This is a genomic window from Schaalia cardiffensis (assembly GCF_016405145.1).
Lineage (GTDB): Bacteria > Actinomycetota > Actinomycetes > Actinomycetales > Actinomycetaceae > Pauljensenia > Pauljensenia cardiffensis.
In genome coordinates, this window is sequence record NZ_JAEKIA010000010.1 from 58565 (window position 1) to 85401 (window position 26837).

Consider the following 26837-nt stretch of genomic DNA (forward strand, 5'->3'; position numbering starts at 1 on the left):
GGGCACTCGGCGCGCCTTGCCAGTACTTTCGCGACGCGGCGGCAGAGCGATACTCTCTCCGCAGCTCTCATCGCAAGCCCGCGCTGCTTCCCACGTGCAAAGGCAGTAGGGGAGGACAAGCATCGGAGGTAGCCCCGAGCCAAGCACAAGGAGGAGGACGAGGAATAACAAGGATGGCCGAACACAGGGGAAGGAACAGGCGAAGACACTTCCGTCTCCTCGAAGCTTGCTGTGCGTGTTGCAGCCGGTGGAGACAGTGACTCGTTAGTGTGATCGAAAGCCTGTGCACGGTAGCCTCGTACAGCGCAGCTCAGTCACCTGCAGGCTTCGGGGGACTCGACGAAAGCCGTCGAGAACTCCACGCAACACACAAGTGAAGTGGGGGAGAAGAAAGTGCGAAAGGCTCAGATGAGGCCACGTCCTCGGATGGTGTGGCGATTCCATGTCCTCCCTATGCTTGTGGCGCTACTCGCCCTTTTCGGTATTACGATCGCGAGCTACCCGCCGATGGCGCAGTGGTTCAGTCAGTACCAGCAATCACAGATCGTCAACTCGTACTCGAGCACAGTTGCCACCGGCCTGGACCCGAGCTCTGAGGAACAGCTCACCGAAGCGAGAGGGTACAACGAAGCACTATCGGTGGGGGCCCTACTCGAAGCGAATACGAATGTTCCCAAGGGGGCGGGGAATGAGAATCAGGGCGGCTTCGATTACGACTCGCTCCTCAATGTCGGCGACACTGGGCTCATGGGGCGCATCAAGATCCCCGCAATCAATGCAGACCTCCCCATCTACCACGGAACAAGTGATGAAACCCTTCTCAAAGGCATTGGGCATCTGAAAGGCACATCCTTGCCGGTCGGCGGCGTCGGTACACGTGCAGTCCTGACCGGGCACCGAGGTTTGGCAAAGGCTGAAATGTTTACCAAGCTCAACGAAGTCGTCGTGGGGGACGAAATCACCCTTGAAATCCTCGATCAAGCCCTGAGCTATCGAGTCACTGAAATCAAAATTGTTGAACCCGAAGACACCGAGGAATTGCAGGCGGTGCCGGGCCGCGACCTGGTCACTTTGGTGACCTGCACACCCCTGGGTATTAACACCCAACGCATCCTTGTGACTGGAGAACGAGTCCTCCCGACGCCACCTGAGACGATTGAGGATCTTGGTGCAAAGCCAGAGGTTCCAGGATTCCCATGGTGGGCGATTATTCAGGTAGCGGGGTTCCTTCTTACCGCTGTGTATGTGTGGCGCTCCGGACGTGAAACTGAAGCAGAGCCTTCAGCGGCCTGAACGCGGGGAGTGGTTCTGCTTGCACAAGCCGTGATGCAGCTTTGGGCTGTGGTGGTGAAGCGTAATCATACTGTGACCCGAAGGGTTGTGATCCGGCTAATGTGAGCTTTAGTCTGTACTCATCGGTTGCTGCTTGCTCATTGAGTGTTCGAGGCTCTTGGTGATGCTGGCGACCATTTCGATCCTGTTTTGGCCGCTGAGCGGCCAATGCTTCAGGCACATGGTGGCGGGTGATCCGCCGAGTTCACGAAGGGAGTTCACCTCCATGAGCACGACTACGAGAGAACGCCGCATTGTTGCGGTTCTTGCTTCGCTCGTCCTGAGTCTTTTCACCCTCTTTGCTCTGTCGAGCGCGGCTATGGCGACGACAGGTAATGATATGGGGAACATTACGGACACTGCAGGCACGATCAACGTGTACAAACACGCCAACCCAGGCGGGACCCTCAACTACGGCAACGGCAACGAGGCTGTGGCAGAGGGGGAACTCCTTGATGGCGTGACTTTCACCCTGTACAAGGTGAAGGACGTTGATCTAGTCAATGGCAACACGGGCTGGGAGATCGTTGGGAAGGTCACGGATCCTGCCAAGCCTGTCGTGCCTGCGCTTGATAACCAGACCTCGCCAACACAGGTGACGATTGGCGGTGCTCCTTACGATCTCGGGCCGGGAACTGACAAAACGACAGGTGATGGAGGGGAATCGGGGCTTGCCAAGTTCGCTGACGTGCACCCGGGGCTCTACATTGTCGTCGAGAAGGAAAGAGGCTGGCCTCTTCCTAATCACTCCATGATTGTTTCCAAGGCGGCGCCCTTCTTCGTTGTCTTGCCGATCAAGGACGCTAAGGGCGCCTGGTCGTACACGGCGAATGTTCACCCGAAGAACACAGTGTCATATGGGCCGCAAAAGTCTGCGGAAGTGAAGAATGACGCCGATGGTGTGATCACCTGGACCGTGGAGCAGACTCTTCCAACCTTTGATGACACCAACAAACTCACGGAGTTCAGGTTCTCGGACGATCTTTCCTCAGCCGGTGATACGAAAGGCACTCTTGACTCGGTGAAGGTCACGGTGAACGGGGACGACAAGACGGGTGACTTCACCACGGCACTTGTTGACAAGGTTCTGAGCATTACGGCGGGCAATCCGGGCGGTCTTCCCTCAGGCGGAAAGATTGTCGCAACCTACACCACCAAGGCTTTCGGGAACGGTCAATACGAAAACAAAGTCAATACTTTTATCAATAATGTCGACGTTGGTTGGGCCTCGGCAGCTGCCACGCTCGGCAAAATCATAGTCGAAAAGAAAGATGCGGCGGATAAGGGCCGCTACCTCAGTGGTGCCGTGTTCAAGGTCTGTGTCGACGAAGATGGAGTGGAAGAGACCAAGGATTGTCCCGCTGTTGGAACGATCACCACGGAAAAGTTCCTGGGGACGGGATATCTCGACAATCTGAAGATCCAGAAGTACGTCCTCTTCGAGACCGCGGCCCCCGCTGGATACACTTTCAACCCGGACACGCCTTACAAGGCAGATCTCACCACAGCTGCCAACAACACCGTCACGTTAACGATCGAGAACACGAAGACGAACGTGCCGACCTTGCCGCTCACGGGTGCGGACGGCCAGCTCCTCATGACCATTGGAGGTGTCGCACTCGTCCTCCTTGCCGGTGGAGTCTTCCTCGTCGCCCGCAAGAAGCGCTCTGAGAAGTGAGCCCTCGAATGCAGTGCCTCGCTCACTTAACGGCATGAACGCCGAAGCAGGACTGCATTCGACAAGATGACACCCTGTGGCGGGGAATCCCCAATAGGATTCCCCGCCACGGCCATGTCCTCCCGAAAAAACTCCATCACCCCGCCTCGCCCCCAAGACTCCCGTTAGTAGTGATTCTCAGGCCCGGGCTCGCTGCCGTTGGAGTAAGAGCGTGCTGTAGTTTCGCGCTATCTGCCGACTCGATGAAAGGGTGCTGTAGCTCCGCGCTATCTGCACTCTGGGTCGAAACCAGGCAATAGTTTCGAGCTATCTCGAGTCTGGGCGAAACCTTCCCGTCTCCAGACCGGCCCCTGATTCTGGCAGGGCAGAACCGTGCTCAAGCTCTGAATTCGCTGTAGGCCCCGACCTTGCTCCAGGCGCGGTGGAACCGTCCCACATCCAGATCTGCCCCGCTCACTGTATGGGCGAAACCTCAGCTGCAGAGCCCCCCAACCTTCAACAAAGCCGATCTCGCTCCAGGCGACATCCAAAACTGCGCCCGCCGAAATACGAATACGCGCAAGCCAAAATGAGACTGTGCTCCCGGTGGCCCCGCCCTCGTCGCTTTGGCGACACGCCCGAGCGCGTATACACTAAACCCCCGGAGTTGCCCCTCATCCTCGGCGGGAATGCCCACCGGGCATCGTCCTCGTCAATAGGTCAAGGGACCAGCAGCAACTATCCGATCAATGTCAGGGGATTCACACGACATCCCACAGCGTCGAGCTTGCCGGGAAGAATGCGAATCTGAAAGACTAATACGGTTGCCCCGCACATGCGGGGCGGTTCCGCGGGAACTCCGCGGACCGGGCATTCCGCCCGTGATCTTTGGACAAGACAACGGTCCACTCCCCACCCCGGGGAGAACCGCGCGTACGATGGTCGCTTCACAAGCGACACGCCCGAGTGCGGGGACCGGTGACGAATCTGTACGAGAAGAGGTAAGACGGCATGGCGGGACAGAAGATCCGCATCCGGCTCAAGTCGTATGACCACGAGGTCATCGACAGCTCCGCGCGCAAAATCGTGGACACCGTGCAGCGAGCAGGCGCCACCGTGGTGGGCCCCGTCCCGCTGCCGACCGAAAAGAACGTGTTCGTCGTCATTCGGTCGCCCCACAAGTACAAGGACAGCCGCGAGCACTTCGAAATGCGCACCCACAAGCGGCTCATCGACATCATCGACCCGACCCCGAAGGCCGTCGACTCGCTCATGCGTCTCGATCTGCCCGCGGACGTCAACATCGAGATCAAGCTCTGAGGACATCTGCAATGACTACTGACAACAAGCAGCACGCAGCTGCGCCGGTTCAGGCGCTGCTCGGCCGCAAACTCGGCATGACCCAGGTCTGGGATGCCGACGGCCGTCTCGTGCCCCTCACTGTCGTGCAGGTCGGCACCAACGTCGTGACCCAGGTCCGCACCGAAGAGGTCGACGGATACAGCGCCGTCCAGCTCGGATTCGGTGAAATCCCCGCTCGCAAGGTCACCAAGCCCATGGCCGGACACTTCGCGAAGGCAGGCGTTGAACCGCGCCGTCACCTCGCCGAAGTCCGCACCTCCGCCGCCGACAACTACGAGCTCGGCCAGGAACTCCAAGCCACCGTGTTCGAAGCCGGTCAGGCTGTCGACGTCTCTGGCAACACCAAGGGCAAGGGCTTCGCGGGCGTCATGAAGCGCCACGGCTTCGCCGGCGTTTCCGCCAGCCACGGCGCGCACCGCAATCACCGCAAGCCCGGTTCGATCGGCGCCTGCGCAACCCCCGGACGCATCTTCAAGGGCCTGCGCATGGCCGGCCGCATGGGGAACGTCCGCCGTACCGTCCAGAACCTGAAGATTCAGGCCGTGGACGCCGAGAAGGGCCTGCTGCTCATCAGCGGCGCCATCCCGGGTCCCAAGAACGGCGTGGTCCTGGTTCGCTCCTCCGTGAAGGGTGCGTGAAATGTCTGAGGTCCAGACTCTCGACGTTCTCGATCTCCAGGGTAAGAAGGCCGCATCGGTCGAACTCCCTGCAGAGATCTTCGACGTCCCCACCAATATCCCGCTTATGCACCAGGTCGTCGTCGCACAGCTGGCCGCCGCCCGCCAGGGCACGCACGCCACGAAGACGCGCGGCATGGTTTCTGGCGGCGGCAAGAAGCCGTTCCGTCAGAAGGGCACCGGTAACGCCCGTCAGGGTTCGATCCGCGCCCCGCACTTCACCGGCGGCGGCATCGTCCACGGCCCGCAGCCGCGCGACTACGACCAGCGCACCCCCAAGAAGATGAAGCAGGGCGCTCTGCGCTCCGCTCTGTCCGACCGTGCGCGCAATGGCCGTATCCACGTCGTCACGGCTCTCATCGAAGGTGAGACCCCGAAGACGAAGATCGCTCTCGCAGCGCTGCGCGCCATCGTCGAGGACCGTCAGGCCCTCGTCGTCCTCGAGCGCAATGATGAGATCACCGCTCTCAGCCTGCGCAACGTCCCCGAGGTTCACGTTCTCTGGGTCGACCAGCTCAACACCTACGACGTCCTCGACGCCGATGACATTGTGTTCACGCAGGCCGCCCTCGAGTCCTTCCTCGGCACCAAGGAGGAGACCAAGTGAGCACCCTCGAAGCGGGCAAGAACCCCCGCGACATCATCCTGAAGCCGGTCGTTACCGAAAAGTCCTCCATCCTCATGGATGAAGGCAAGTACACCTTCGAGGTCGACCCGCGCGCCAACAAGACCGAGATCAAGATCGCCATCGAAGCGATCTTCGGAGTCAAGGTCGGCCAGGTTGCCACTCAGAACCGCAAGGGCAAGACCTACCGGACCCGCACGGGTCAGGGCAAGCGCAAGGACGTGAAGCGTGCGATCGTCACCCTGCGCGAGGGAGCCATCGACATCTTCGGCGATCAGGCCTGAGCCCGGAGAGGTAGAGGACAAGAATGGGAATCCGCAAGTACAAGCCCACGACCCCCGGTCGTCGCGGCGCGTCGGTCTCCGATTTCGTTGAGATCACCCGCTCCGAGCCCGAGAAGTCGCTACTCCGCCCGCTCCACAAGACCGGCGGTCGCAACTCGAACGGTCGTGTGACCGCCCGCCACCGCGGCGGCGGACACAAGCGCCAGTACCGAGTCATCGACTTCCGTCGTCACGACAAGGACGGCGTCCCCGCCGTCGTCGCGCACATCGAATACGACCCGAACCGTACCGCCCGCATCGCTCTTCTGCACTACGCGGACGGCGAGAAGCGCTACATCCTCGCTCCCGCGAAGCTCTCCCAAGGCGATCGCATCGAGGCTGGCGTCGGCGCGGACATCAAGCCGGGCAACAACCTGCCGCTGCGCAACATCCCCTTGGGTACCGTCGTGCACGCGGTCGAACTCAAGCCCGGTGGCGGCGCGAAGATCGCCCGCTCCGCTGGCTCCTCCGTCCAGCTCGTCGCCAAGGAAGGGCGCTTCGCGCAGCTGCGCATGCCCTCCGGCGAAATCCGCAACGTCGAAATCACTTGCCGTGCGACGGTGGGCGAGGTCGGCAACGCCGAGCAGTCGAACATCAACTGGGGCAAGGCCGGTCGCATGCGCTGGAAGGGCAAGCGCCCCCACGTCCGCGGCGTTGTCATGAACCCGGTCGACCACCCGCACGGCGGTGGCGAGGGCCGTACCTCCGGTGGCCGTCACCCGGTCAGCCCGTGGGGCAAGCCCGAGGGCCGTACCCGCCGTCCGAACAAGGACAGCGATCGCCTGATCGTTCGCCGTCGCAAGACCGGCAAGAACCGCTGAGTAGGAGTCGATTAGAATGCCGCGCAGTTTGAAGAAGGGTCCCTTCGTCGACGATCACCTCCTCAAGAAGGTTGACGCCGCGAACGAATCCGGTTCGAAGAACGTCATCAAGACCTGGTCGCGCCGCTCGGTCATCACCCCGGACTTCCTGGGCCTGACCTTTGCAGTGCACGACGGTCGCAAGCACGTCCCCGTCTTCGTCACCGAATCGATGGTGGGCCACAAGCTCGGTGAGTTCGCTCCCACGCGTACTTTCCGCAGCCACGACAAGGACGATCGAAAGGGACGCCGGCGCTGAGCCGGCCCTGGGAAGAAGAGGCAGATTCAATGGAAGCCAAGGCGCAGGCGCGTTATGTCCGCGTCACGCCCCAGAAGGCCCGCCGTGTCGTGAACGAGGTTCGTGGCAAGGCCGCCCTGGAGGCCGCCGATATCCTGCGGTTCGCACCGCAGGCCGTCGCCGTCGATGTCCGCAAGGTGCTCCTGAGCGCCGTCGCCAACGCGAAGGTCAAGGCCGAACAGGTCGGCGAAACCTTCAACGAGGCCGAACTCGAGATCCTCGAAGCGTACGTCGATGAAGGACCGACTATGAAGCGGTTCCGTCCGCGCGCTCAGGGGCGCGCAGGCCGCATCCTGAAGCGCACAAGCCACATCACCATCGTGGTCGGCACCAAGGAAGACAAGAAGAAGGGAGACCGCTGACATGGGCCAGAAGGTCAACCCCACCGGGTTCCGCCTGGGTATCACCACGGATCACCGCTCCCGCTGGTTCTCCGACTCGACGACCAAGGGTCAGCGCTACGCCGACTACGTCGCCGAAGACGTCGCGATCCGTAAGAACCTCACCGAAAACCTCGAGCGCGCAGGCATCTCGAAGGTCGACATTGAGCGTACGCGCGATCGCGTCCGCGTCGACCTGCACACCGCGCGTCCGGGCATCGTCATCGGTCGCCGCGGCGCCGAGGCGGATCGACTTCGCCAGGATCTGGAGAAGCTCACCGGCAAGCAGGTTCAGCTCAACATCCTCGAGGTGAAGAACCCCGATATGGATGCGCAGCTCGTCGCGCAGGGCATCGCCGAACAGCTCGCTGCTCGCGTTTCCTTCCGTCGCGCCATGCGTAAGGGCATTCAGTCCGCGCAGCGCGCCGGAGCGAAGGGCATCCGTGTGCAGGTTTCGGGTCGTCTCGGCGGCGCTGAGATGTCGCGTTCCGAGTTCTACCGGGAGGGTCGCGTTCCGCTGCACACCCTCCGCGCGAACATCGACTTCGGATTCCACGAGGCGCGCACGACCTTTGGTCGCATTGGCGTCAAGGTGTGGATTTACAAGGGCGATATCACCGAGCGCGAGTTCGCTCGTCAGCAGGCCGAGCAGGCCAATCGCGGTGGACGCCGCGGCGATCGTCGCGGCCCGCGTCGCGGCGGCCGCCAAAACCAGGAGACCGCTCAGCAGCAGGCACCCGCAGCGGCGCCCGCAGCTACTGAAAACGGATCGGAGGCCTGAGTCGAATGCTCATTCCCCGTCGTACTAAGTGGCGCCGACAGCACCGTGCGCACCGCACCGGTAATGCTTCCGGCGGTACCGAGCTGGCCTTCGGCGATTACGGCATTCAGGCGCTGACTGGCGCGTACGTGACGAACCGCCAGATTGAGGCGGCCCGTATCGCGATGACGCGTCACATCAAGCGCGGTGGCAAGGTGTGGATCAACATCTTCCCGGACCGTCCGCTGACGAAGAAGCCCGCTGAAACCCGTATGGGTTCCGGTAAGGGCGCCGTGGAATGGTGGGTCGCCCCCGTCAAGCCCGGTCGAATCCTGTTCGAGCTGGGCGGTATCGATGAGAACCTCGCTCGCGAGGCCATGCGCCGTGCCCAGCACAAGCTTCCGATGAAGACCCGTTTCGTGGTCCGAGAGGGTGGTGACATCTGATGGCGGAAAAGGCTCTGACCACCTCCGACCTTGATGCCATGGACGACGCCCAGCTGTCCAAGGAACTCGAGAAGGCCAAGGCCGAGCTCTTCAACCTGCGTTTCGCGCAGGCCGTGGGCTCCCTCGAGGATCACGGCCGCATGAAGACCGTGCGCCGCGACATCGCCCGTATCTACACGATCGCGCGTGAGCGGGAGCTCGGCTACCGCACCGCGCCGAGCACCGAGGAGTGAGTGGCATGGCAGAGAGCACCACTCGTAATGACCGCAAGGTCCGTCGTGGCTACGTCGTCAGCGACAAGATGGATAAGACCGTCGTCGTTCAGATCGAGGACCGTGTCAAGCACGCCCTCTACGGCAAAGTCATGCGCAAGAACAAGAAGGTCAAGGTCCACGACGAGCACAATGAGTGCGGCGTCGGCGATCTCGTCCTCATCATGGAAACTCGTCCGCTGTCGGCCACCAAGCGCTGGCGCGTCGTCGAGATCATCGAGAAGGCCAAGTGATCTGACTCAGCTCGCATGAGCTGAGCGAATCGAAGCCTCGGGCCCGGTTCCCCCAGTGGGAGCCGGGCCCGTCTCGTATTCGCTGGGGAAAGGGCGAGATGGTGGGGCGTGCCCTTGAGAAGAAAGCGATGATGCGGCGCACTTGCGAAAGAACCCGACCCGTTCGGTGATCTCGGCGTTGGTTTGGGGGTGGGATCCCGCGCGAGATTGTGTTTCGGGTCTTTATGAGGGTGTTGAAGGGAGTGTGGGGAATGGGTTGTCGCCCCTGCTTGTGATTTCGGCGTTGATTTGGGGGTGGGGCTTACGTCGAGATTGTGTTTCGGGTCTTTACGAGGGTGTTGGAGTCGGTGTAGGGGAGGGGTTTTCTCCCCTGCTCGTGATCTCGGCGTTAGTGCGGGGGCGAGCTCCGTCCCGAGATTGTGTTTTGGGTCTTTATGAGGGTGTTGGAGTCGGTGTAGAGGAGGGGTTTTCTCCCCTGCTTGTGATCTCGGTGCTGCTTCGAGGGCGGGGCGTACGTCGAGATTGTGTTTCGGGTCTTTACGTGGGTGTTGGAGTCGGTGTAGGGGAGGGGTTTGTTCCCCTGCTTGTGATCTCGGTGTTAGTTCGAGGGTGGGGCTTGCGTTGAGATTGTGTTTCGGGTCTTTACGTGGGTGTTGGAGTTGGTGGAGGGGGTGGGTTTGTTCCCCTGCTTGTGATCTCGGCGTTGGAGCGGATGCTCGGCCCAGCGCGAGATTGTGTGGGGGTGAGAGATTGTGTGTGGGGTGAGAGAGCGGGTGTGGGGGGTGTGTTTGCTCGCCTGCTTGTGATCTCGGCGTTGGTGCGGGGGCGAGCTCCGTCCCGAGATTGTGTTTCGGGTCTTTACGTGGGTGTTGGAGTCGGTGGAGGGGGTGGGTTTTCTTCCCTGCTTGTGATTTTGGCGTTGGTTCGAGGGCTGGGGTCGCGTCGAGATTGTGTTTTGGGTCTTTATGAGGGTGTTGAAGGGTGTGTGGGGAGTGGGTTGTCGTCCCTGCTTGTGATCTCGGTGCTGTTTCGAGGGCGGGGCTTGCGTCGAGATTGTGTTTCGGGTCTTTACGTGGGTGTTGGAGTCGGTGGAGGGGGTGTGTTTTCGCCCCAGCTTGCGATGTTGGCGTCGGTTCTAGCGCGGGGCTTGCACCGAGATTGTGTTCGGGACTCAAAGTGCTGAGAAATGGAAAGCAGCGCGGCGCTTCAGAGCCCCGAACCCACCTACCCGCTTACACAAGCACCTTGACAAGCTCCCCTAACACTCCAAGCCACCCACACAAGGACCCTGACTCCCGGATTGGCAGTGGCCGCCGGTGGAAACACTCCAACCCACCTACACAAGGCCCCTGACAACTGGTCGAGGTTCACGCCGACGTAGAACGGCTCCAATCCACCCCCACAAGGACCGTGCCTCCCGGATTGGCAGTGGCCGCCGGTGGAAACACTCCAATCCACCCACACAAGGACCCTGAATGGGGGTCCCCCAAGTCCCATGGTGTGAGAACCTCCAATCCACCCACACAAGGACCCCGACAGGCTCACACACCACTCCGACCTCGTGCTCGGGCCAAAAAACGCCCATTTTGCCCCGAATTCGTGTGTCAAATCATCCGAATCCGCATTTCCGTGCGGCTGAGTGAGGGGGTATTGTTGGAGGGTTGCATGACGCGGGTGCACTGTACCCGCGTCGATAGTGCGAGCGAGCAACATCATGACACCTGTCTGTGGTGCGTTCGCGCTGTTGTCGGAATCCGATGCGCAACAGTTCAATGCACGTTCGGCAAGGCTCGCGGGAAGTAATGCTCCCAAGAGAACCGGCTCGACGACAGGAGTCAATAGAAAATGATCCAGCAGGAGTCGCGACTGAAGGTCGCCGACAACACGGGGGCCAAGGAGATCCTGACCATCCGTGTGCTCGGTGGTTCTTCTCGCCGCTACGCGGGAATCGGCGACACCATCGTCGCCACTGTCAAGGACGCCATCCCCGGCGGTTCCGTCAAGAAGGGCGACGTCGTCAAGGCAGTCGTCGTCCGCGCCCGCAAGGAGACCCGTCGTGCAGACGGCTCCTACATCCGTTTCGACGAGAACGCGGCCGTCATCATCAACGCGAACGGTGAACCCCGTGGCACGCGCATCTTCGGCCCCGTGGGCCGCGAACTGCGCGACAAGAAGTTCATGCGAATCGTCTCGCTCGCCCCGGAGGTGATCTGATGGCAGCCAAGATCCGTAAGGGCGATCTCGTCGAGGTCGTGCGTGGCCGCTCGTCCGACGAGAAGAAGCTCGCCGAGCGTAATGCGCGTCGCGCCGCTGAGGGCCTCGAGCCCCTCAAGCCCGGCGATAAAGGCAAGCAGGGACGCGTCATCAAGGTATTCCCGGCTGAGGGCACCGTCCTCGTCGAGGGCGTCAACCTCAAGACCCGTCACGTTCGTCAGGGCCAGAACCAGGCCGGCGGCATCGAGACCGTTGAGGCCCCGATCTCGCTCGCCAAGGTCGCCCTCGTCGACCCCGACACCAAGCAGCGCGTGCGCGTCGGCTTCCGTGAGGATGTCGTCGAGCGCGATGGCCGCACCCGCAAGGTCCGCGTCCGCGTGACGCGCGGTGGCGTGGCCCGCGGCATCGAGCAGGGCAAGGAGATCTGAGCATGGCCCCGCGTCTCAAGGAAAAGTATCTCTCCGAAATCCGTGATGCTCTTCGTGCAGAGTTCAAGCACGAGAACATCATGCAGGTCAGTGGCCTCACCAAGATCGTCGTCAACATGGGCGTCGGCGAGGCCGCTCGCGATTCGAAAGCCCTCGAGGGCGCGATCCGCGACCTCACCGTGATCACCGGCCAGAAGCCCGTGACCACCAAGGCGAAGAAGTCCATCGCGCAGTTCAAGCTCCGCGAGGGCCAGCCCATCGGTGCGCACGTCACGCTTCGCGGCGACCGCATGTGGGAGTTCCTCGATCGTCTCCTCTCGACTGCTCTGCCCCGAATCCGTGACTTCCGCGGCCTCTCGGCCAAGCAGTTCGACGGCCACGGCAACTACACCTTCGGCCTCACGGAACAGTCCATGTTCCACGAGATCGATCAGGACTCCATCGACCGCGTTCGCGGCATGGACATCACGGTCGTGACCTCGGCCACCACGGACGAAGAGGGCCGCGCCCTTCTGCGTCACCTCGGCTTCCCCTTCAAGGAGGACTGATCTCATGGCCAAGACGTCCCTGAAGATCAAGGCCGCCCGCGCCCCGAAGTTCGGCGTTCGCGGCTACACCCGGTGCAACCGCTGCGGCCGTCCCCGCTCCGTGTACCGCAAGTTCGGCCTGTGCCGCGTGTGCCTGCGCGAGCTCGCCCTCCGCGGCGAACTCCCCGGCGTCACGAAGAGCAGCTGGTAAGAATCTGACGTCGCAGGTCCCGGGACTCCGGAGAAACCGCGACGAGGAAGGGGTCAATCCCCAATGACAATGACCGATCCCATCGCAGACATGCTGACGCGTCTGCGCAATGCGAACCGCGCGCACCACGACACGGTCTCCATGCCGTACTCGAAGCTCAAGAACGCGATCGCGAACATGCTGGTCGAGGAGGGCTACCTCGCCTCGACCTCCGTCGAGGATGCCCGCGTGGGCAAGACCCTCACCCTGACCCTCAAGTACGGTTCGCACCGCGAATCGGCAATCAAAGGTCTGCAGCGCGTTTCTAAGCCCGGTCTGCGCGTGTATGCCAAGTCCACCAACCTGCCCAAGGTCCGCGGCGGCCTCGGCGTGGCGATCCTGTCCACGTCCTCTGGCCTGCTGACCGACCGCCAGGCAGCCGACAAGGGTGTAGGTGGGGAAGTCCTCGCCTACATCTGGTGAACAGGAGGCTGAACAATGTCGCGTATCGGTAAAACCCCCATCACCGTTCCGGCGGGCGTGGACGTCACCATTGACGGTCCTCTCGTCACAGTGAAGGGCAAGAAGGGCGAACTGTCCCACACCATCCCCGCGCCGATCACGGTCGCACTCGAAGAGGGCCAAATCCTCGTGTCCCGCCCGGATGACGAACGCGCCTCGCGTTCCCTCCACGGCCTGACCCGAACCCTCATTGCGAACATGATCGTCGGCGTGACCGAGGGCTACAAGAAGTCCCTCGAGATCACGGGCACCGGTTACCGCGTGGTCGCCAAGGGTAAGAACCTCGAGTTCGCCCTCGGCTTCTCGCACCCCGTCATCATTGAGCCCGCTGAGGGCATCGAGTTCACCGTCGAATCACAGACCAAGTTCACGGTCCACGGCATCGACAAGCAGCTCGTCGGTGAAACGGCGGCTCGCATCCGCAAGCTGAAGAAGCCGGAGCCCTACAAGGGCAAGGGCATCCACTACGTGGGTGAAACGATCCGTCGCAAGGTCGGAAAGGCTGGTAAGTGATGGCGTACACAGTCAAGGGCAAGGGCAAGTTCGTCGCTCGCAAGCGTCGTCACCTTCGCCTGCGCAAGAAGGTCAACGGCACGCCTGCGCGTCCCCGCCTGGTCGTGACCCGTTCGAACCGTCACATCGTTGCCCAGGTGATCGACGACACCATCGGTCACACTCTGGTCTCCGCTTCGGACATCGAAGCCGCCCTCGTCAAGGAGGAAGGCACGAAGACCGAAAAGGCCCGCAAGGTCGGCGCCCTGGTCGCGGAGCGTGCGAAGGCCGCCGGCATCACCGCCGTCGTCTTCGACCGTGGTGGCAACAAGTACTTCGGCCGCATCGCGGCCGTCGCCGAAGCCGCCCGTGAGGGCGGCCTCGAGCTGTGACCGGATCGAAGGAAAGAGAGATCAACTGATGGCTGCACCGCAGCGAAGCAGGAACGGTCAGGAAGGCTCTGAGCGTTCGGGCGACGGCGAGCGTCGCGACCGCCGCAACGGACGCGGCAACGACCGCGACAACCGTCGTGGCAATGACAAGAACGAATACATCGAGCGCGTTGTCACCATCAACCGCGTGTCCAAGGTCGTGAAGGGCGGACGCCGTTTCTCCTTCACCGCCCTGGTCGTCGTGGGCGATGGTGAAGGCACGGTCGGCGTCGGCTACGGAAAGGCCAAGGAAGTTCCCCAGGCCATTTCCAAGGGCGTCGAGGAAGCGAAGAAGAACTTCATTCGCGTCCCGATGGTCCGCCGCACCATCACCCACCTGGTCGAAGGTCGCGCCGCCGCAGGCGTCGTCCTCCTTCGTCCGGCCGCCCCGGGAACCGGCGTTATCGCCGGCGGTCCGGTGCGCGCGGTCCTCGAGGCCGCGGGCGTGCACGACGTGCTCACCAAGTCCCTCGGATCTGCGAACGCGATCAACATCGTCCACGCGACGGTCGACGCGCTCAAGCAGCTCGAGCAGCCCGAGGCCGTTGCGGCCCGTCGCGGCCTCTCGCTCGAACGCGTCGCCCCGGCGTCAATGCTCCGCGCCCGCGCGGAGGGCGAAGCTGAGAAGCGCGCCGCCGCCGAGCAGGCCGAGGCTGAGAAGGCCTCCGCGGGGGTGAGTGAGTGATGGCGAAAATCAAGATCACGCAGACCAAGTCGACGATCGGCGCCAAGCAGAACATGAAGGACACCCTGCGCACCCTCGGGCTGCGCAAGATCGGCCAGAGCGTCGTCCGTGAGTCCACCGACACCGTCCTCGGTGCGGTGCGCACGGTGCGTCACCTGGTCACCGTTGAGGAGGTCGACTGACCATGGCGGACTCGAAGACCGCACAAGGCGAGAAGGTACAGATCGTGAAGCTGCACCACCTCCGCCCGGCCCCCGGCGCCAAGACCGCTAAGACCCGTGTCGGTCGAGGCGAGGGCTCCAAGGGTAAGACCGCTGGACGTGGTACCAAGGGCACGAAGGCCCGCTACCAGGTTTCGGCCGGTTTCGAAGGCGGCCAGATGCCGATTCACATGCGCCTGCCCAAGCTGCGCGGGTTCAAGAACCCGTTCCGAGTGGAATACCAGGTCGTCAATGTGGCCAAGCTCGCGGAGCTCTTCCCCGAGGGCGGCAAGGTGACGGTCGAGGACCTCATCGCCAAGCACGCGGTGCGCGACAACGCGCCGGTCAAGGTGCTCGGCTCCGGTGAGCTCACCGTCAAGCTCGAGGTCGAGGTCGACGCCTGGTCGGCCTCAGCCGCCGAGAAGATTCAGGCGGCCGGCGGAACAATTTCCGCTCGCTGACAATGGATCGGGGGTGGTTCGGACATCGATCCGGACCACCCCCTTTCGTCATCTCCCCTCTGTTCCAAGCGGGGACTTTGTCCTCGCACATAAGAAACCATGCATGTGATGACCGAAAATTCCGGTAGTCTGGCACGGTTGCAAAGGCCGAATTGTCGGCCCATCAATCACCAGTAGGAGGAAAGCTGTGCTCAGTGCATTCGCACAGGCGTTCCGCACTCCCGATCTTCGCCGCAAGCTGCTGTTCACGCTGTTCATTATGGCGATGTTCCGCCTCGGCTCGTACATCCCGACACCCGGCGTTGACTCCAAGGCGATTCAAAGCTGCCTCTCGCAGGAGTCGGAAGCGAATCTGCTCGACCTCGTGAACCTGTTCTCCGGTGGGGCGCTCCTGCAGCTTTCAGTCTTCGCTCTGGGCATCATGCCCTACATCACAGCGTCGATCATCGTTCAGCTCCTGCGAGTGGTGATCCCCCGATTCGACGACCTTCACCACGAAGGACAGACCGGTCAGGCCAAGCTCACCCAATACACTCGCTACCTGACAATCTTCCTCGGCATCCTCCAAGCGACGACGACCCTGACACTTGCGCGCACGGGCCGCATGTTCTCTGGTTGCTCCGAGAAGGTCCTTGCCGAGGACTCTTGGTGGATGTTCCTCATCATGGTGATCGTCATGATGGCCGGTACAGCCGTCGTCATGTGGCTCGGCGAACTCATCACCGAACGCGGCATTGGCAACGGCATGTCGCTCCTGATCTTCACCTCGATCATCGCGCGCCTGCCCTCGCAGATGCTCGCGATCGGACAATCCGGCAAGTGGGGCTCCGTCCTCGTGATCCTTCTACTCCTGCTGGCCGTGACCCTCGCGGTGGTGTACGTCGAGCAGGCTCAGCGTCGCATCCCGGTCCAGTACGCGAAGCGCATGATCGGTCGACGTCAATACGGCGGAACCACCACCTACATTCCGCTCAAGATCAACATGTCGGGCGTTATCCCCGTCATCTTCGCCTCTTCGATCCTTGCCCTTCCTGCGATGGTCGCCCAGTTCGGTGAGCCGACTGACGCCTGGGTCCAATGGATTTCTACGCACCTGCACCAGGGCGACTGGGTCTACCTCAGCGTCTATTCCCTTTTCATCCTCTTCTTCGCGTTCTTCTACACGTCGATCACTTTCAACCCTGAGGAAGTTGCCGACAATATGAAGCGCTACGGAGGGTTCATTCCTGGCTACCGTGCCGGACGTCCGACTGCGGAGTTCCTCTCCTACGTCATCAACAGGATCACGACCGCAGGCTCGCTCTACCTCGTGGTGATTGCGCTGCTGCCCTCGCTCCTGATCATCCCCCTGAAGCTGAGCGCCTCTCAGATGCCTTTCGGTGGAACGACCCTCCTCATTATCGTGGGAGTCGGCCTCCAAACGGTGAAGGAGATCAACACGCAGCTCCAACAGCACCACTACGAAGGATTCCTCCGATGAGCGCAGTCATTCTTCTTGGCCCCCCCGGAGCTGGTAAAGGAACTCAGGCCGTTCGCATTGGCGAGCGCCTGTCAATCCCCGTGATCTCGACCGGCGAGATTTTCCGTTCCAATATGGCTGAGGGGACGCAGATCGGCAAACAAGCCAAGTCGTACATGGATCGGGGAGAGTTCGTCCCTGATTCGGTGACGAACGCGATGGTGAAGGCACGCCTCTCGGCTCCTGACGCGACCCAGGGCTTCCTCCTTGACGGCTACCCGCGCAATGTTGAACAGGCTCGGGTCCTCGCTGACTTCTGTGAGGAACTCGGCACGCACATCGGGGTGGTTCTGGAAATTCAAGTTGACGAGGACGAGGTCGTCGCCCGCATGCTCAAGCGCGCTGAAGAGCAGCACCGGGCTGACGACACCGAACCGGTGATGCGTCACCGACTCGAGGTCTACCGTGAACAGACCGAGCCCGTCGCTTCCTTCTACGCTGATCTCGATCTGCTTGAGACGGTGGATGGTTCTGGTTCCATCGATGAGGTGAGCGAAAGGATCTTCACGGTCCTTGACTCGCGCCTGGGCCGCTGACATGGGGCGCATCGAGCTTAAGAGCCTCGAACAGGTCAAGTGGATGCGTGAGGCCGGACTTGTCGTCGCCGATATTCACCGCAGCCTTCGTGAGGCGGCGCGTCCCGGGATCACGACTCGCGAGCTCGATGCGGTCTCTGCGCAGGCCATCAGGCGAGCAGGCGCGACATCGAACTTCTTGAACTACGCGGGATACCCGGCGACCGTGTGCATTTCCATCAACGACGTCGTTGTCCACGGTATCCCTGGGGAGCGCATACTCGAAGAAGGCGATCTCGTGAGCTTCGACTGTGGCGCGTGGGTGTCGCGCAACGGGCGCGAGTGGCACGGGGATGCCGCCTTTTCCATGATTGTCGGCGATGAGTGGATTCCCGATGAGCAGTTCGCGCAGGGCAAGCGTGCTATGGGGGCTGCGCCTGGTGGTCTGAGCGATGAACTTATTCGGCGTCGCAGAGAACTCGATGCTGTTACCCGCGAATCCCTTTGGGCCGCACTTGCAAACCTTGAGGGCGCGAGGCGCGTCTCAGCGGTCGGCGCAGCCGTTGAGGACGTGGTTGCGCTCAACGCTGATGAGCTCGGCTGGGAGGCCGGCATTATTGAGGAGTACACGGGGCACGGCATTGGCACTGCGATGCATCAAGAGCCGGAGATCCTTAACTACAACGCACGTGGAATCTCAGCGAAACTCAAGCCCGGTATGGTGCTCGCTGTCGAGCCGATGCTCACTGCGGGTGGAATTGAGACGTTCACCGAGGATGATGAGTGGACTGTTCGTACCTGTGATGGTTCTGATGCCGCTCATTGGGAACACACCGTCGCGATCCTCCCGGAGGGGATTTCGGTGCTCACTGCCCCTGACTTCGGCAAAGCGGGCCTCGCACCTTTTGGAGTTGTGCCAGTAGAACTGTGAGTTCACGGCCAAGCTTGGGTGTTGAGAGCGGAGGCGGCGGCCGGTGAGACAGATGAGGCGGCCTTCGGACTTCGCGAGTTTCAGGGGGGACACCCGAGGATGCGGGGATCGTCAGCGGCGGTTTCAATAGTGGCGGTGGTTACGGTACAGGCGCGGGTGAGGGTATAGCCGAGGGCGAGAGGTGCACCCACGTGCGGGGTATAGCTGAGGGCGAGGGTATATCCGAGGGAGTCGGTAGCTTCACCGCCTATTAAGGCACTTTCGGCTCTTTCTCGTTCGGGCTCTCTTTTCTTCTGTCCTCACGCTCTTTTGGTACCCGCTCTTTCGCGTTCTGGCATTTTGGGTCCGGCTGTCTCGCCTTCGGGATCTTCTGCTCGCCCTTTTTCGTGTTCGAGCTCTTGTGGGTCCCCGCTCTGTCGCCTTTCGCGTTCTTTTTCTCCCGCTCTTTCACGTTCGCGGGTTCTCAGGGCCTCTTCTGTTCGTGCATCCTCGGCTCCCGCGGGCTCTGGTCTCGCCGTGCTTGTCCTTAGAGGTGAATCGGCCTCGTTAATGGACCGAGGGGCGGTGCCCGTCAGCGAGGTAGGTGTCGAGCGCCGAGTGAGGCAGGCGTCGAGCGCCGAGTGAAAAGCCGTCCATTCCCGAGTGAGGCAGTCGACAGTGCCTCCAACTACCAGAATCAAGCGCTTTTGTCGTATTGTAGATCCTCGGGCGTGTCGCATGTTGGCCCTTGCCGTACATGCTGCACATGTCCCGCGGCCCTAGGGCTGTGATTCATCCGATGAACGTAGAGGACAGACGGAGGATATGGCGAAGAAAGACGGCGTCATCGAAATGGAAGGCACAGTCGTTGAGGCTCTGCCTAATGCGATGTTCCGCGTGGAGCTGGCAAACGGTCACGTTGTGCTCGGCCACATCGCGGGGAAGATGCGACAGCACTACATCCGAATCCTTCCTGAGGATCGGGTCGTCGTCGAGCTGAGCCCCTACGACCTCTCACGAGGCCGTATCGTCTACCGATACAAGTAAGAACCGACACTGACCGCCCTCGGGCGGTGGAGGAACCACCATGAAGGTCAAGCCGAGTGTCAAGAAGATCTGTGACAAGTGCAAGGTGATTCGTCGCCACGGCAACGTCATGGTCATCTGCGACAACCCCAGGCACAAGCAGCGCCAGGGCTGAGCCCAGCGCATCGCTGACCCCGGGCGAATTGCCCGACAGCATCGTTTCATCCGCCGAAAGGCGACCCCCGGTTCGGAGGCCGGGGCCGAATGGCTCATTCGGAAGGAGCGATGACGACCTCCGAGGAACAACTGGAGCACCAACAACATGGCACGTATTGCCGGTGTCGACCTCCCCCGCGAAAAGCGACTGGAGATCGCGCTTACCTACATCTACGGCGTGGGCCGCACCCGCGCCGCCGAGACCCTCGCAGCCACGGGCATCAGCCCCGACCTGCGCGTGAAGGACGCCACCGAAGAGGATCTCGTCAAGCTTCGCGAATACATCGACAACAACTTCAAGGTCGAGGGCGACCTGCGCCGCGAGGTTCAGGCCGATATTCGCCGCAAGATTGAAATCGGTTCCTACCAAGGACTTCGTCACCGTCGTGGCCTGCCGGTCCACGGACAGCGCACCAAGACCAATGCTCGCACCCGTAAGGGCCCGAAGCGCACCGTCGCAGGCAAGAAGAAGGCCAAGTAAGGCCTGAGGGCTCGTCGCACCTGCGCACGAGACCCCACACACGACTGAAGAAGGAACAGTAAAGCAACATGGCAGCTGCAAAGACCTCGCGCTCCGGTGCTTCTCGTAAGCCGCGCCGGAAGATCTCCAAGAACGTCACCCACGGTCACGCGTACATCAAGTCGACGTTCAACAACACCATCGTCTCCCTCACCGACACGACCGGTGCCGTCATCGCCTGGGCCTCCTCCGGCCAGGTCGGCTTCAAGGGCTCGCGCAAGTCCACCCCCTTCGCCGCCCAGCTCGCGGCCGAGGCTGCGGCCCGTCGCGCCCAAGAGCACGGCATGAAGAAGGTCGACGTCTTCGTCAAGGGTCCCGGCTCCGGCCGTGAGACCGCGATCCGCTCCCTGCAGGCCGCAGGCCTCGAAGTCGGTTCGATCCAGGACGTCACCCCCCAGGCCCACAATGGCGCTCGTCCCCCGAAGCGTCGCCGCGTCTGATCTGTCGCGCCGGGACGGAGCCTCGTCTTCGTTGATGAGGAACCATCCCCACGTCTGAGCGAGCCTCAGGCCGCTCACACTCCCTTGCCCGCTCCTGCGGGAACCACACTCCGGCGTCATATGGTGGGCGCCGGGAAGAAAGGACCAAGACGTGCTCATTGCAGAGCGACCAATCCTCACTGAGGACAAGGTCAGCGAATTCCGCTCGCGCTTCACGCTCGAACCCCTCGAGCCCGGTTTCGGCTACACGCTCGGTAACTCCCTGCGTCGCACCCTCCTCTCGTCGATTCCCGGCGCCGCGGTCACGTCCATCCGTATTGATGGCGTCGCCCACGAGTTCCGCACGATCGAGGGCGTGAAGGAGGATGTCGCCGAGATCATCCTCAACATCAAGCAGATCGTCCTCTCCTCCGAGAACGACGAGCCGGTCGTGATGTACCTGCGAAAGGCCGGCCCGGGTGCCGTCACCGCGGGCGACATCACCCCGCCGGCAGGGGTTGAGATCCACAATCCGGAACTCACCCTCGCGACCCTGAACGAGAAGGGCAAGCTCGAAATCGAGCTGACCGTTGAGCGCGGTCGCGGCTACGTGTCCGCCGCTCAGAACAAGGACCCGCAGGCTGAGATCTCGCGGATTCCGATCGATTCGATCTACTCGCCCGTCGTCAAGGTGACCTACAAGGTCGAGGCGACTCGTGTCGAGCAGCGCACCGACTTCGACCGCCTCGTCATCGACGTGGAAACGAAGCCCGCGATCACCCCGCGCGACGCCCTCGCATCCGCAGGCAAGACTCTCGTCGAGCTCTTCGGCCTCATGCGCGAGCTCAACGAGGAAGCCGAGGGTATCGAGGTTGGACCGTCGACCACCGACGCGACCCTCGCTGCCGATCTGGCCCTGCCAATCGAGAGCCTCAACCTGCAGTCGCGTTCGTACAATGCGCTGCGTCGTCGCGGAATCCTCACCGTCGGTGAGCTCGTCGCCCACTCCGAGGCCGACCTGCTCGACATCCGCAACTTCGGCACGAAGTCGATTGAGGAGATCAAGGAAGCGCTCGCCGGGCTTGGTATGACCCTGAAGGATTCGGTCATGCCTAACTTCGGTGACTCCGACTCCGGATCGATCCAGTTCAGCGACGAACAGTCCATCTGACCCACAGCATGCGTCCGATGGACGCGAATAATTCGTAGGAGACGAAATGCCCACTCCCAAGAAGGGCGCCCGCCTGGGCGGCAGCCCGGCGCACCAGAAGCTGATTCTCGCGAACCTCGCGACCCAGCTCATCGAACACCGCGCTCTGACCACCACTGAGGCGAAGGCTAAGGTCCTTCAGCCCTACTTCGAGAAGCTCGTGACGAAGGCCAAGCGCGGCGACCTGCACGCCCGCCGGACCGTCGCCAAGAAGATCACCTCGAAGGAAGCCGTGTACATGCTCTTCGACGAGATCGTTCCCGAGCTCGACCCGGAGCGCAATGGCGGCTACACCCGTCTGATCCGCGTTGGTAACCGCAAGGGTGACAACGCTCCTCTCATGCGCATCGAGATCGTCCTCGAGAAGGTCGAGAAGAAGGCTGTCGTGAAGGCTGCCGAGGCGACCGTCGCCAAGGCTGCTGAGAAGGCTGAAGAGCCCGCCAAGGACGAGATCGCCGAGGTCGAGGCTGTTGAGGCTAAGGCGACTGAAGCCGAGTGACACTTGAGACGCATGCGCGTCACGAGTGCGGGGGGCCGGTGATCCTTTGGATCACCGGCCCCCCGTCTCTACTCTCGACGGGGGACAGTCGGATCGAGAAGTCCGGAATCGCGCAGCTTATTCAGCAGATGGTTAAAAGACGGTCGTACTCGAAGGTCGCCGCCTCAAAGGGCGAATCCACAGGAAGAAGGCATCTGAGCGGGCGCAGTGTTACGATCTGGCGGTAACGAACCGGGAGGAGGTGGAGAACATGGAAGCACTTGTAGAAACGAAGCTCAATTGTCGTTTGATCGCCGACTATTTCATTGCTCGCGACGAGGAGCGTTATGAATCGGATGTGACGCAGATGAAGCTTCATAAGCTCATGTATTTCGCGCAGGCCAACTACTTGGCGGAAACTGGGAACAGGCTGTTCGATTCTGATATTTTCGCCTTCGAACATGGTCCTGTCATCGACGGAATCTATCAAGAGTTCCGCGTGTTCGGGCGCTCCACCATCGTAGTAAAGGATGATGACGTCGCGGCGCTGGCGAAGGATCGTTGCCGAGAGATTCCCGAGGGTGTCTACCGCTTCCTAGACTCGATATGGGAGAAATACGGCGACTATTCCGCCAGTGAATTGCGTATGCTCTCACACAAAGACGCTCCGTGGAAGGACGCGTACGACCCAGATTCTCACTATTGCCTGATTGATGATGCGGCCTTGCGTGACTACTACCGCCATTCCGTCGCAGCAAGCGAACGTGTCCACTGCGATACCGTCTGGTTCGTCGATCAACCTGTCTGGGACCGACTCGAGGCTGTCGAAGGTGCCATCTGAAAACAAAATCCCAGTGGGCCCGTGGAAACGGGTTGAGCCCCTTGGGGAACACCACGATAGAAGTGCCTTTTCCTGCGGACAGGTCGCAATCGACCACTGGCTCCACGACGAAGCCTTGAACCAGCAGCGACAAGGAAACATCTCCGTGTGGGTGTGTGTTGATGAACAGGACAGACTATGCGCCTTCTTCGCATCACGCGTTCATGTTCTCTCCGTTCCGACCTCCTTGAGCTCCACCCGACGGAAGCATTGGGGCGTTGATGAAAGAGGATTCGCGCCAGCATTCATGATCGCGAAGCTCGGGTTGGATCGCGCTCTTCAAGGCCGGGGATACGGAAAAGTTCTTCTGCATGAGGCACTGTGGAAGTGTGTCGAGGCTGCGGATAGGGCCGCGTGCAAACTTATCGTTGTCGATGCTTTGGACGAGGGTCTCGTCAGCTTCTACGAAAACCAGGGCTTCGTGCCAATCGAAGGGAGAAGATTGATTCTCTCGGCGAAGGCAGTCCGCAAGAGCCTGCGGCCGTTGGCCTAAAGGAGCATGGGCCAAGCGAGATTTTCCCCAGCGTTTTAGGATCGTCCCTTCGTCCTCGTCAGTTTCTCTCATTTTGAAAATGGTCAAGTCCATTCTCCGGATTGCTCAAATGATGACGTCTGAGAGAAGGGGGGGGATCGAGATTGTGCGGATAGAGTGAGAGTCATGTCCGAAGAGATGACCCTCGCGATCGACTGCGGTGGCGGAGGGATCAAGACCTCCGTCCTCGACTCGCACGGCACCATGATCGCCCCGCCGCTGCGCACCCCAACGCCCTACCCGCTCCCACCCGCGCTCCTGGTCCAGACAGCGGTCGACCTTGCGGAGCAGCTGCCCCGCGCCGACCGGGTCACAATGGGAATGCCCGGGATGATCCGCCACGGGGTCGTCGTCGCAACCCCCCACTACATCACCCGCTCGGGTCCGCGTTCGAAGATCCTTCCCGAACTTGTTGAAGAATGGCGATTCTTCGACATGGGCCGCGCCCTCGGACGAGCCCTCGAACTGCCGACGAAAGTCCTCAACGACGCCGAAGTCGCAGGAGCCGGAGTCGTAACCGGCACCGGCCTCGAAATGATCATCACCCTGGGCACTGGCCTAGGCAACGCCGTATTCGACGGAGGCGTACTCGCGCCCCACATCGAAGTCTCCCAAGGCTTCGTGCGCTGGGGGCTGACCTACGACGACTACATCGGCGAACATGAACGTCTGCGTCTGGGCGATACCCACTGGTCTCGGCGCGTGCGCCGAATCGTTGATGGACTGAGACCCATGTACCTGTGGGACCGCCTCTACCTCGGCGGCGGCAATTCCAAACGCATCACCGCAGGTCACCGGGCCAAACTTGGTGAGGATGTCATCATCGTTCCCAACGACGCGGGAATCATCGGGGGAGTTCGAGCGTGGGAACTGTGAACCCCCCTGAGGCAGTCGAAACAATCCGTGCGCGCATCGACCTCGCCTACGATGGCACGGACTTTCACGGTTGGGCGGCCCAACCTGGGCTTCGTACAGTGCAAGGAGAAATCGAAAGCGCCCTCGCCCTCGTTGCCCGAATGCCTCTCGTGCTCACCGTCGCGGGACGCACGGATGCTGGGGTGCACGCACGCCACCAGGTCGCGCACGTCGACATTCCGCTCGACGCCTGGCAGGGCTTCGCCCCTCGTGATGCAGACCGAGAGGATGGCACGGCGATCGGCGCGGCTCTGACGCGCAGACTCAACGCCCTGATCGCCAAAGCCCACGGCGAATGGGGGAGAGGACACGGTCTGCTCATCCCCCGTGGAAGCTCCGACATTGTCATCTCGAGAATCAGCAGGGTAAGTGCCGACTTCGACGCTCGCTTCAGCGCCCTCGGGCGGAGCTATTGCTACCGGATCTGCGAGGGCGCGCCCGATCCGCTGCGCAGGCACGACGTGTTGAGCCTCCCCGGCCCCCTGAACCTTGATGCGATGAACCGGGCAGCCGCAGCTTTGCTCGGCGAACACGATTTCCTCTCCTACTGCCGCCCACGCGAAGGGGCCACGACGATCCGCACCCTCAGGCGCCTGGAGTTCACGCGCATCGGGGGGATCGTCGAATGCCGAGTCGAGGCGGATGCCTTCTGTCATTCCATGGTTCGCTCCCTCGTTGGTGCTCACCTTCCGATCGGCCAGGGAAAGAAGCCCGAGTCCTGGTCCGCGCAACTTCTTGAGAAGTGCAGCCGCGAAGGGGCGGCCCCGATCGCTCCGGCGCATGGCCTCACCCTCGAGGATGTGCACTACCCGGAGGAACAACAATGGGCGTCGAGGGCGAAAGTGGCCAGGCGGCGCAGGGGCTGCTGCCAGGAGGACTGAAGAAGCGCACAAGCCTGGCGTGCACAACGAGCCTGATCGACGTGGAGCTGAGTGATCCGACACAGTGCGCCGACGGCTTTGACCGGCCCGATGCACGCGGATAAACTGACTAACGCTGTGCGTCAGCGGCTCCTTCGGTGCATTCCCACTCGCCGTCGAGCGGCCTTTGACGCCTCGCGCGAACCGTTTCATCGAGAGCCAGGCCCAGACACCTGAGGCACACGCTCCATGACCGACAAGAATTGAAGGTTACGCCCGTGCGCACCTATTCACCCAAGCCCGGGGACGCGGACAAGAAGTGGTACGTCATTGACGCCACCGACGTCGTCCTCGGCCGTCTGGCGGCCAAGGTCGCCGACATTCTCCGTGGGAAGCACAAGCCGACGTTCGCCCCTCACATGGACATGGGCGACAATGTCATCATCATCAATGCGGACAAGGTCGTTCTGACCGGTAAGAAGCTCGAGCAGAAGATGGCGTACCGCCACTCCGGGCGTCCCGGTGGCCTCACCGCCGTCTCCTACCGTGACCTCATGGCGAACTCGCCTGAGCGCGCCGTCGAGAAGGCCGTCCGTGGCATGCTTCCCCACACCAGCCTCGGCCGCGCGCAGTTCAAGAAGCTGCACGTCTACGCCGGTGCTGAGCACCCTCACGCCGGCCAGTCGCCGGTTCCCTACGAGATCACCCAGGTGGCCCAGTGAGCGCCCCGCGCTCCTGAGCACCCCATTAAGAACTGAGGAGAACCGTGGCTGAGACCACTGAACTCGTCGAGCTGGACGAAGAGAACGTCCCCAGCTCGTACACGACCGAGACTGAGTCCGCGCCCGCAGGCGCCGGCCAGTCCATCACCGCGCCCGGCGCGGGCCTGGGCCGCCGCAAGGAGGCCGTTGCTCGCGTTCGCCTGGTTCCCGGAACCGGCGAGTGGAAGATCAACGGACGCACTCTCGAAGACTACTTCCCGAACAAGCTCCACCAGCAGCTCGTGAAGTCCCCCTTCGTGCTTCTCGACATTGACGGACGCTTCGACGTCATCGCCCGTATCAACGGTGGCGGCATCTCCGGCCAGGCCGGCGCCCTGCGTCTGGGCATCTCGCGCGCCCTCAACGAGATCGACCGCGAAGCGAACCGCCCGGCGCTCAAGAAGGCAGGTTTCCTGACTCGTGACGCCCGTGCGATCGAGCGCAAGAAGGCCGGCCTCAAGAAGGCCCGCAAGGCCCCGCAGTACTCGAAGCGCTGATCCGCTCTTCACGCTGTGGCCCCGCCCTCGTTTCGACGAGGACGGGGCCTTCGGCTTTGAGGCGACGCCTTCGGCTTGGGTTAAAGGACACCTCGTGTTGGTCTGACTGGGACTTTTCGTTGTGCTGGTGCGGGAAGGTCTGGGTTTTAGTTGGTGGCGGCCAACTATGAGGGTGGACAGAATGTGTTGGTCTGATCGGGGTTT

The 26837-nt window shown here is 61.9% G+C and carries 38 protein-coding genes; all 38 read left to right on the forward strand.

What is annotated here, in order from left to right:
- The first annotated feature begins 408 nt into the window (after positions 1–408).
- The 38 genes from JFX23_RS06955 to rpsI all read left to right on the forward strand — a co-directional run bounded on the left by JFX23_RS06955 (position 409) and on the right by rpsI (position 26633).
- Positions 409–1293 (forward strand): class C sortase, encoded by an 885-nt coding sequence (locus tag JFX23_RS06955; protein ID WP_233050663.1) that lies wholly within the window; start codon positions 409–411, stop codon positions 1291–1293.
- 265 nt (positions 1294–1558) lie between these two features.
- Positions 1559–3010 (forward strand): SpaH/EbpB family LPXTG-anchored major pilin, encoded by a 1452-nt coding sequence (locus JFX23_RS06960; RefSeq protein WP_198776304.1) that lies wholly within the window; start codon positions 1559–1561, stop codon positions 3008–3010.
- 990 nt (positions 3011–4000) lie between these two features.
- Complete coding sequence (rpsJ, locus tag JFX23_RS06965; protein ID WP_003790631.1) at positions 4001–4309, forward strand: 30S ribosomal protein S10; 309 nt, start codon at positions 4001–4003, stop codon at positions 4307–4309.
- An 11-nt stretch (positions 4310–4320) separates the two neighbouring features.
- Positions 4321–4989 carry a 50S ribosomal protein L3 gene (gene rplC / locus JFX23_RS06970; protein WP_005962246.1) on the forward strand — a complete coding sequence of 223 codons (669 nt, stop codon included), beginning with the start codon at positions 4321–4323 and terminating at the stop codon, positions 4987–4989.
- Position 4990: 1 nt separating this feature from the next.
- A complete protein-coding gene (gene rplD, locus JFX23_RS06975) occupies positions 4991–5635 on the forward strand; it encodes a 50S ribosomal protein L4 (RefSeq protein ID WP_005962245.1) in 645 nt (214 codons plus the stop codon).
- Positions 5632–5937 (forward strand): 50S ribosomal protein L23, encoded by a 306-nt coding sequence (gene rplW / locus JFX23_RS06980; RefSeq protein WP_005962244.1) that lies wholly within the window; start codon positions 5632–5634, stop codon positions 5935–5937. The genes rplD and rplW overlap by 4 nt, the downstream gene beginning before the upstream one ends.
- Positions 5938–5960: 23 nt before the next feature.
- Entirely contained in the window at positions 5961–6797 is an 837-nt protein-coding gene (rplB, locus tag JFX23_RS06985) for a 50S ribosomal protein L2 (protein ID WP_005962243.1), read from the forward strand.
- Between the two features lie 16 nt (positions 6798–6813).
- Positions 6814–7095 (forward strand): 30S ribosomal protein S19, encoded by a 282-nt coding sequence (rpsS, locus tag JFX23_RS06990; RefSeq protein ID WP_005962242.1) that lies wholly within the window; start codon positions 6814–6816, stop codon positions 7093–7095.
- A 29-nt stretch (positions 7096–7124) separates the two neighbouring features.
- On the forward strand, positions 7125–7496 hold the full coding sequence (rplV, locus tag JFX23_RS06995) for a 50S ribosomal protein L22 (protein WP_005962241.1): 372 nt from the start codon (positions 7125–7127) through the stop codon (positions 7494–7496).
- 1 nt (position 7497) lies between these two features.
- Positions 7498–8295: a 30S ribosomal protein S3 gene (gene rpsC, locus JFX23_RS07000; protein ID WP_005962240.1), complete on the forward strand. Its 798-nt coding sequence runs from the start codon at positions 7498–7500 to the stop codon at positions 8293–8295.
- Positions 8296–8300: 5 nt separating this feature from the next.
- The gene (gene rplP, locus JFX23_RS07005) at positions 8301–8720 is read left to right on the forward strand and encodes a 50S ribosomal protein L16 (protein WP_198776305.1); all 420 of its coding nucleotides are present in this window, start codon (positions 8301–8303) and stop codon (positions 8718–8720) included.
- Positions 8720–8953 carry a 50S ribosomal protein L29 gene (gene rpmC / locus JFX23_RS07010; protein WP_005962238.1) on the forward strand — a complete coding sequence of 78 codons (234 nt, stop codon included), beginning with the start codon at positions 8720–8722 and terminating at the stop codon, positions 8951–8953. The genes rplP and rpmC overlap by 1 nt, the downstream gene beginning before the upstream one ends.
- Positions 8954–8958: 5 nt before the next feature.
- Complete coding sequence (rpsQ, locus tag JFX23_RS07015; RefSeq protein WP_005962237.1) at positions 8959–9225, forward strand: 30S ribosomal protein S17; 267 nt, start codon at positions 8959–8961, stop codon at positions 9223–9225.
- Positions 9226–11070: 1845 nt separating this feature from the next.
- Positions 11071–11439, forward strand: coding sequence for a 50S ribosomal protein L14 (gene rplN / locus JFX23_RS07020; RefSeq protein ID WP_005962234.1), 369 nt, complete (start codon positions 11071–11073; stop codon positions 11437–11439).
- Complete coding sequence (gene rplX / locus JFX23_RS07025; RefSeq protein WP_005962233.1) at positions 11439–11867, forward strand: 50S ribosomal protein L24; 429 nt, start codon at positions 11439–11441, stop codon at positions 11865–11867. The genes rplN and rplX overlap by 1 nt, the downstream gene beginning before the upstream one ends.
- 2 nt (positions 11868–11869) lie before the next feature.
- The gene (gene rplE, locus JFX23_RS07030; RefSeq protein WP_198776306.1) at positions 11870–12415 is read left to right on the forward strand and encodes a 50S ribosomal protein L5; all 546 of its coding nucleotides are present in this window, start codon (positions 11870–11872) and stop codon (positions 12413–12415) included.
- Positions 12416–12419: 4 nt separating this feature from the next.
- The gene (locus JFX23_RS07035) at positions 12420–12605 is read left to right on the forward strand and encodes a type Z 30S ribosomal protein S14 (protein WP_005962231.1); all 186 of its coding nucleotides are present in this window, start codon (positions 12420–12422) and stop codon (positions 12603–12605) included.
- A 63-nt stretch (positions 12606–12668) separates the two neighbouring features.
- Positions 12669–13067, forward strand: coding sequence for a 30S ribosomal protein S8 (gene rpsH, locus JFX23_RS07040; protein ID WP_005962230.1), 399 nt, complete (start codon positions 12669–12671; stop codon positions 13065–13067).
- Positions 13068–13082: 15 nt separating this feature from the next.
- The gene (rplF, locus tag JFX23_RS07045; protein ID WP_005962229.1) at positions 13083–13619 is read left to right on the forward strand and encodes a 50S ribosomal protein L6; all 537 of its coding nucleotides are present in this window, start codon (positions 13083–13085) and stop codon (positions 13617–13619) included.
- On the forward strand, positions 13619–13990 hold the full coding sequence (gene rplR, locus JFX23_RS07050) for a 50S ribosomal protein L18 (RefSeq protein WP_198776307.1): 372 nt from the start codon (positions 13619–13621) through the stop codon (positions 13988–13990). The genes rplF and rplR overlap by 1 nt, the downstream gene beginning before the upstream one ends.
- A gap of 28 nt (positions 13991–14018) precedes the next feature.
- Positions 14019–14714, forward strand: a complete 696-nt coding sequence (gene rpsE, locus JFX23_RS07055; RefSeq protein WP_005962227.1) for a 30S ribosomal protein S5 — start codon at positions 14019–14021, stop codon at positions 14712–14714.
- Positions 14714–14896, forward strand: coding sequence for a 50S ribosomal protein L30 (gene rpmD / locus JFX23_RS07060; RefSeq protein WP_040313533.1), 183 nt, complete (start codon positions 14714–14716; stop codon positions 14894–14896). The genes rpsE and rpmD overlap by 1 nt, the downstream gene beginning before the upstream one ends.
- A 2-nt stretch (positions 14897–14898) precedes the next feature.
- On the forward strand, positions 14899–15375 hold the full coding sequence (gene rplO / locus JFX23_RS07065; RefSeq protein WP_005962225.1) for a 50S ribosomal protein L15: 477 nt from the start codon (positions 14899–14901) through the stop codon (positions 15373–15375).
- Positions 15376–15562: 187 nt separating this feature from the next.
- Positions 15563–16855 (forward strand): preprotein translocase subunit SecY, encoded by a 1293-nt coding sequence (gene secY, locus JFX23_RS07070; protein ID WP_198776308.1) that lies wholly within the window; start codon positions 15563–15565, stop codon positions 16853–16855.
- Positions 16852–17430, forward strand: a complete 579-nt coding sequence (locus JFX23_RS07075) for an adenylate kinase (protein ID WP_198776309.1) — start codon at positions 16852–16854, stop codon at positions 17428–17430. The genes secY and JFX23_RS07075 overlap by 4 nt, the downstream gene beginning before the upstream one ends.
- Position 17431: 1 nt before the next feature.
- On the forward strand, positions 17432–18340 hold the full coding sequence (locus tag JFX23_RS07080) for a type I methionyl aminopeptidase (RefSeq protein WP_198776320.1): 909 nt from the start codon (positions 17432–17434) through the stop codon (positions 18338–18340).
- Between the two features lie 804 nt (positions 18341–19144).
- Positions 19145–19366 (forward strand): translation initiation factor IF-1, encoded by a 222-nt coding sequence (gene infA / locus JFX23_RS07085; protein WP_005962220.1) that lies wholly within the window; start codon positions 19145–19147, stop codon positions 19364–19366.
- Between the two features lie 40 nt (positions 19367–19406).
- Positions 19407–19520, forward strand: coding sequence for a 50S ribosomal protein L36 (rpmJ, locus tag JFX23_RS07090; protein WP_003790577.1), 114 nt, complete (start codon positions 19407–19409; stop codon positions 19518–19520).
- A 147-nt stretch (positions 19521–19667) separates the two neighbouring features.
- Complete coding sequence (gene rpsM, locus JFX23_RS07095) at positions 19668–20042, forward strand: 30S ribosomal protein S13 (RefSeq protein ID WP_005962219.1); 375 nt, start codon at positions 19668–19670, stop codon at positions 20040–20042.
- Between the two features lie 68 nt (positions 20043–20110).
- The gene (gene rpsK / locus JFX23_RS07100) at positions 20111–20521 is read left to right on the forward strand and encodes a 30S ribosomal protein S11 (protein ID WP_005962218.1); all 411 of its coding nucleotides are present in this window, start codon (positions 20111–20113) and stop codon (positions 20519–20521) included.
- 151 nt (positions 20522–20672) lie between these two features.
- Complete coding sequence (locus JFX23_RS07105; protein ID WP_005962216.1) at positions 20673–21671, forward strand: DNA-directed RNA polymerase subunit alpha; 999 nt, start codon at positions 20673–20675, stop codon at positions 21669–21671.
- Between the two features lie 46 nt (positions 21672–21717).
- Entirely contained in the window at positions 21718–22209 is a 492-nt protein-coding gene (gene rplQ / locus JFX23_RS07110; RefSeq protein WP_198776310.1) for a 50S ribosomal protein L17, read from the forward strand.
- A gap of 250 nt (positions 22210–22459) precedes the next feature.
- The gene (locus tag JFX23_RS07115) at positions 22460–23029 is read left to right on the forward strand and encodes a Panacea domain-containing protein (RefSeq protein ID WP_198776311.1); all 570 of its coding nucleotides are present in this window, start codon (positions 22460–22462) and stop codon (positions 23027–23029) included.
- Positions 23030–23315: 286 nt separating this feature from the next.
- Positions 23316–23561, forward strand: a complete 246-nt coding sequence (locus JFX23_RS07120; RefSeq protein ID WP_198776312.1) for a GNAT family N-acetyltransferase — start codon at positions 23316–23318, stop codon at positions 23559–23561.
- A 165-nt stretch (positions 23562–23726) separates the two neighbouring features.
- Positions 23727–24476 (forward strand): ROK family protein, encoded by a 750-nt coding sequence (locus JFX23_RS07125; protein ID WP_198776313.1) that lies wholly within the window; start codon positions 23727–23729, stop codon positions 24474–24476.
- Positions 24464–25396 carry a tRNA pseudouridine(38-40) synthase TruA gene (truA, locus tag JFX23_RS07130; protein ID WP_198776314.1) on the forward strand — a complete coding sequence of 311 codons (933 nt, stop codon included), beginning with the start codon at positions 24464–24466 and terminating at the stop codon, positions 25394–25396. The genes JFX23_RS07125 and truA overlap by 13 nt, the downstream gene beginning before the upstream one ends.
- 257 nt (positions 25397–25653) lie before the next feature.
- Positions 25654–26097: a 50S ribosomal protein L13 gene (gene rplM, locus JFX23_RS07135; protein ID WP_040313531.1), complete on the forward strand. Its 444-nt coding sequence runs from the start codon at positions 25654–25656 to the stop codon at positions 26095–26097.
- A gap of 44 nt (positions 26098–26141) precedes the next feature.
- Positions 26142–26633 (forward strand): 30S ribosomal protein S9, encoded by a 492-nt coding sequence (gene rpsI / locus JFX23_RS07140; RefSeq protein WP_198776315.1) that lies wholly within the window; start codon positions 26142–26144, stop codon positions 26631–26633.
- Positions 26634–26837 lie beyond the last annotated feature (204 nt).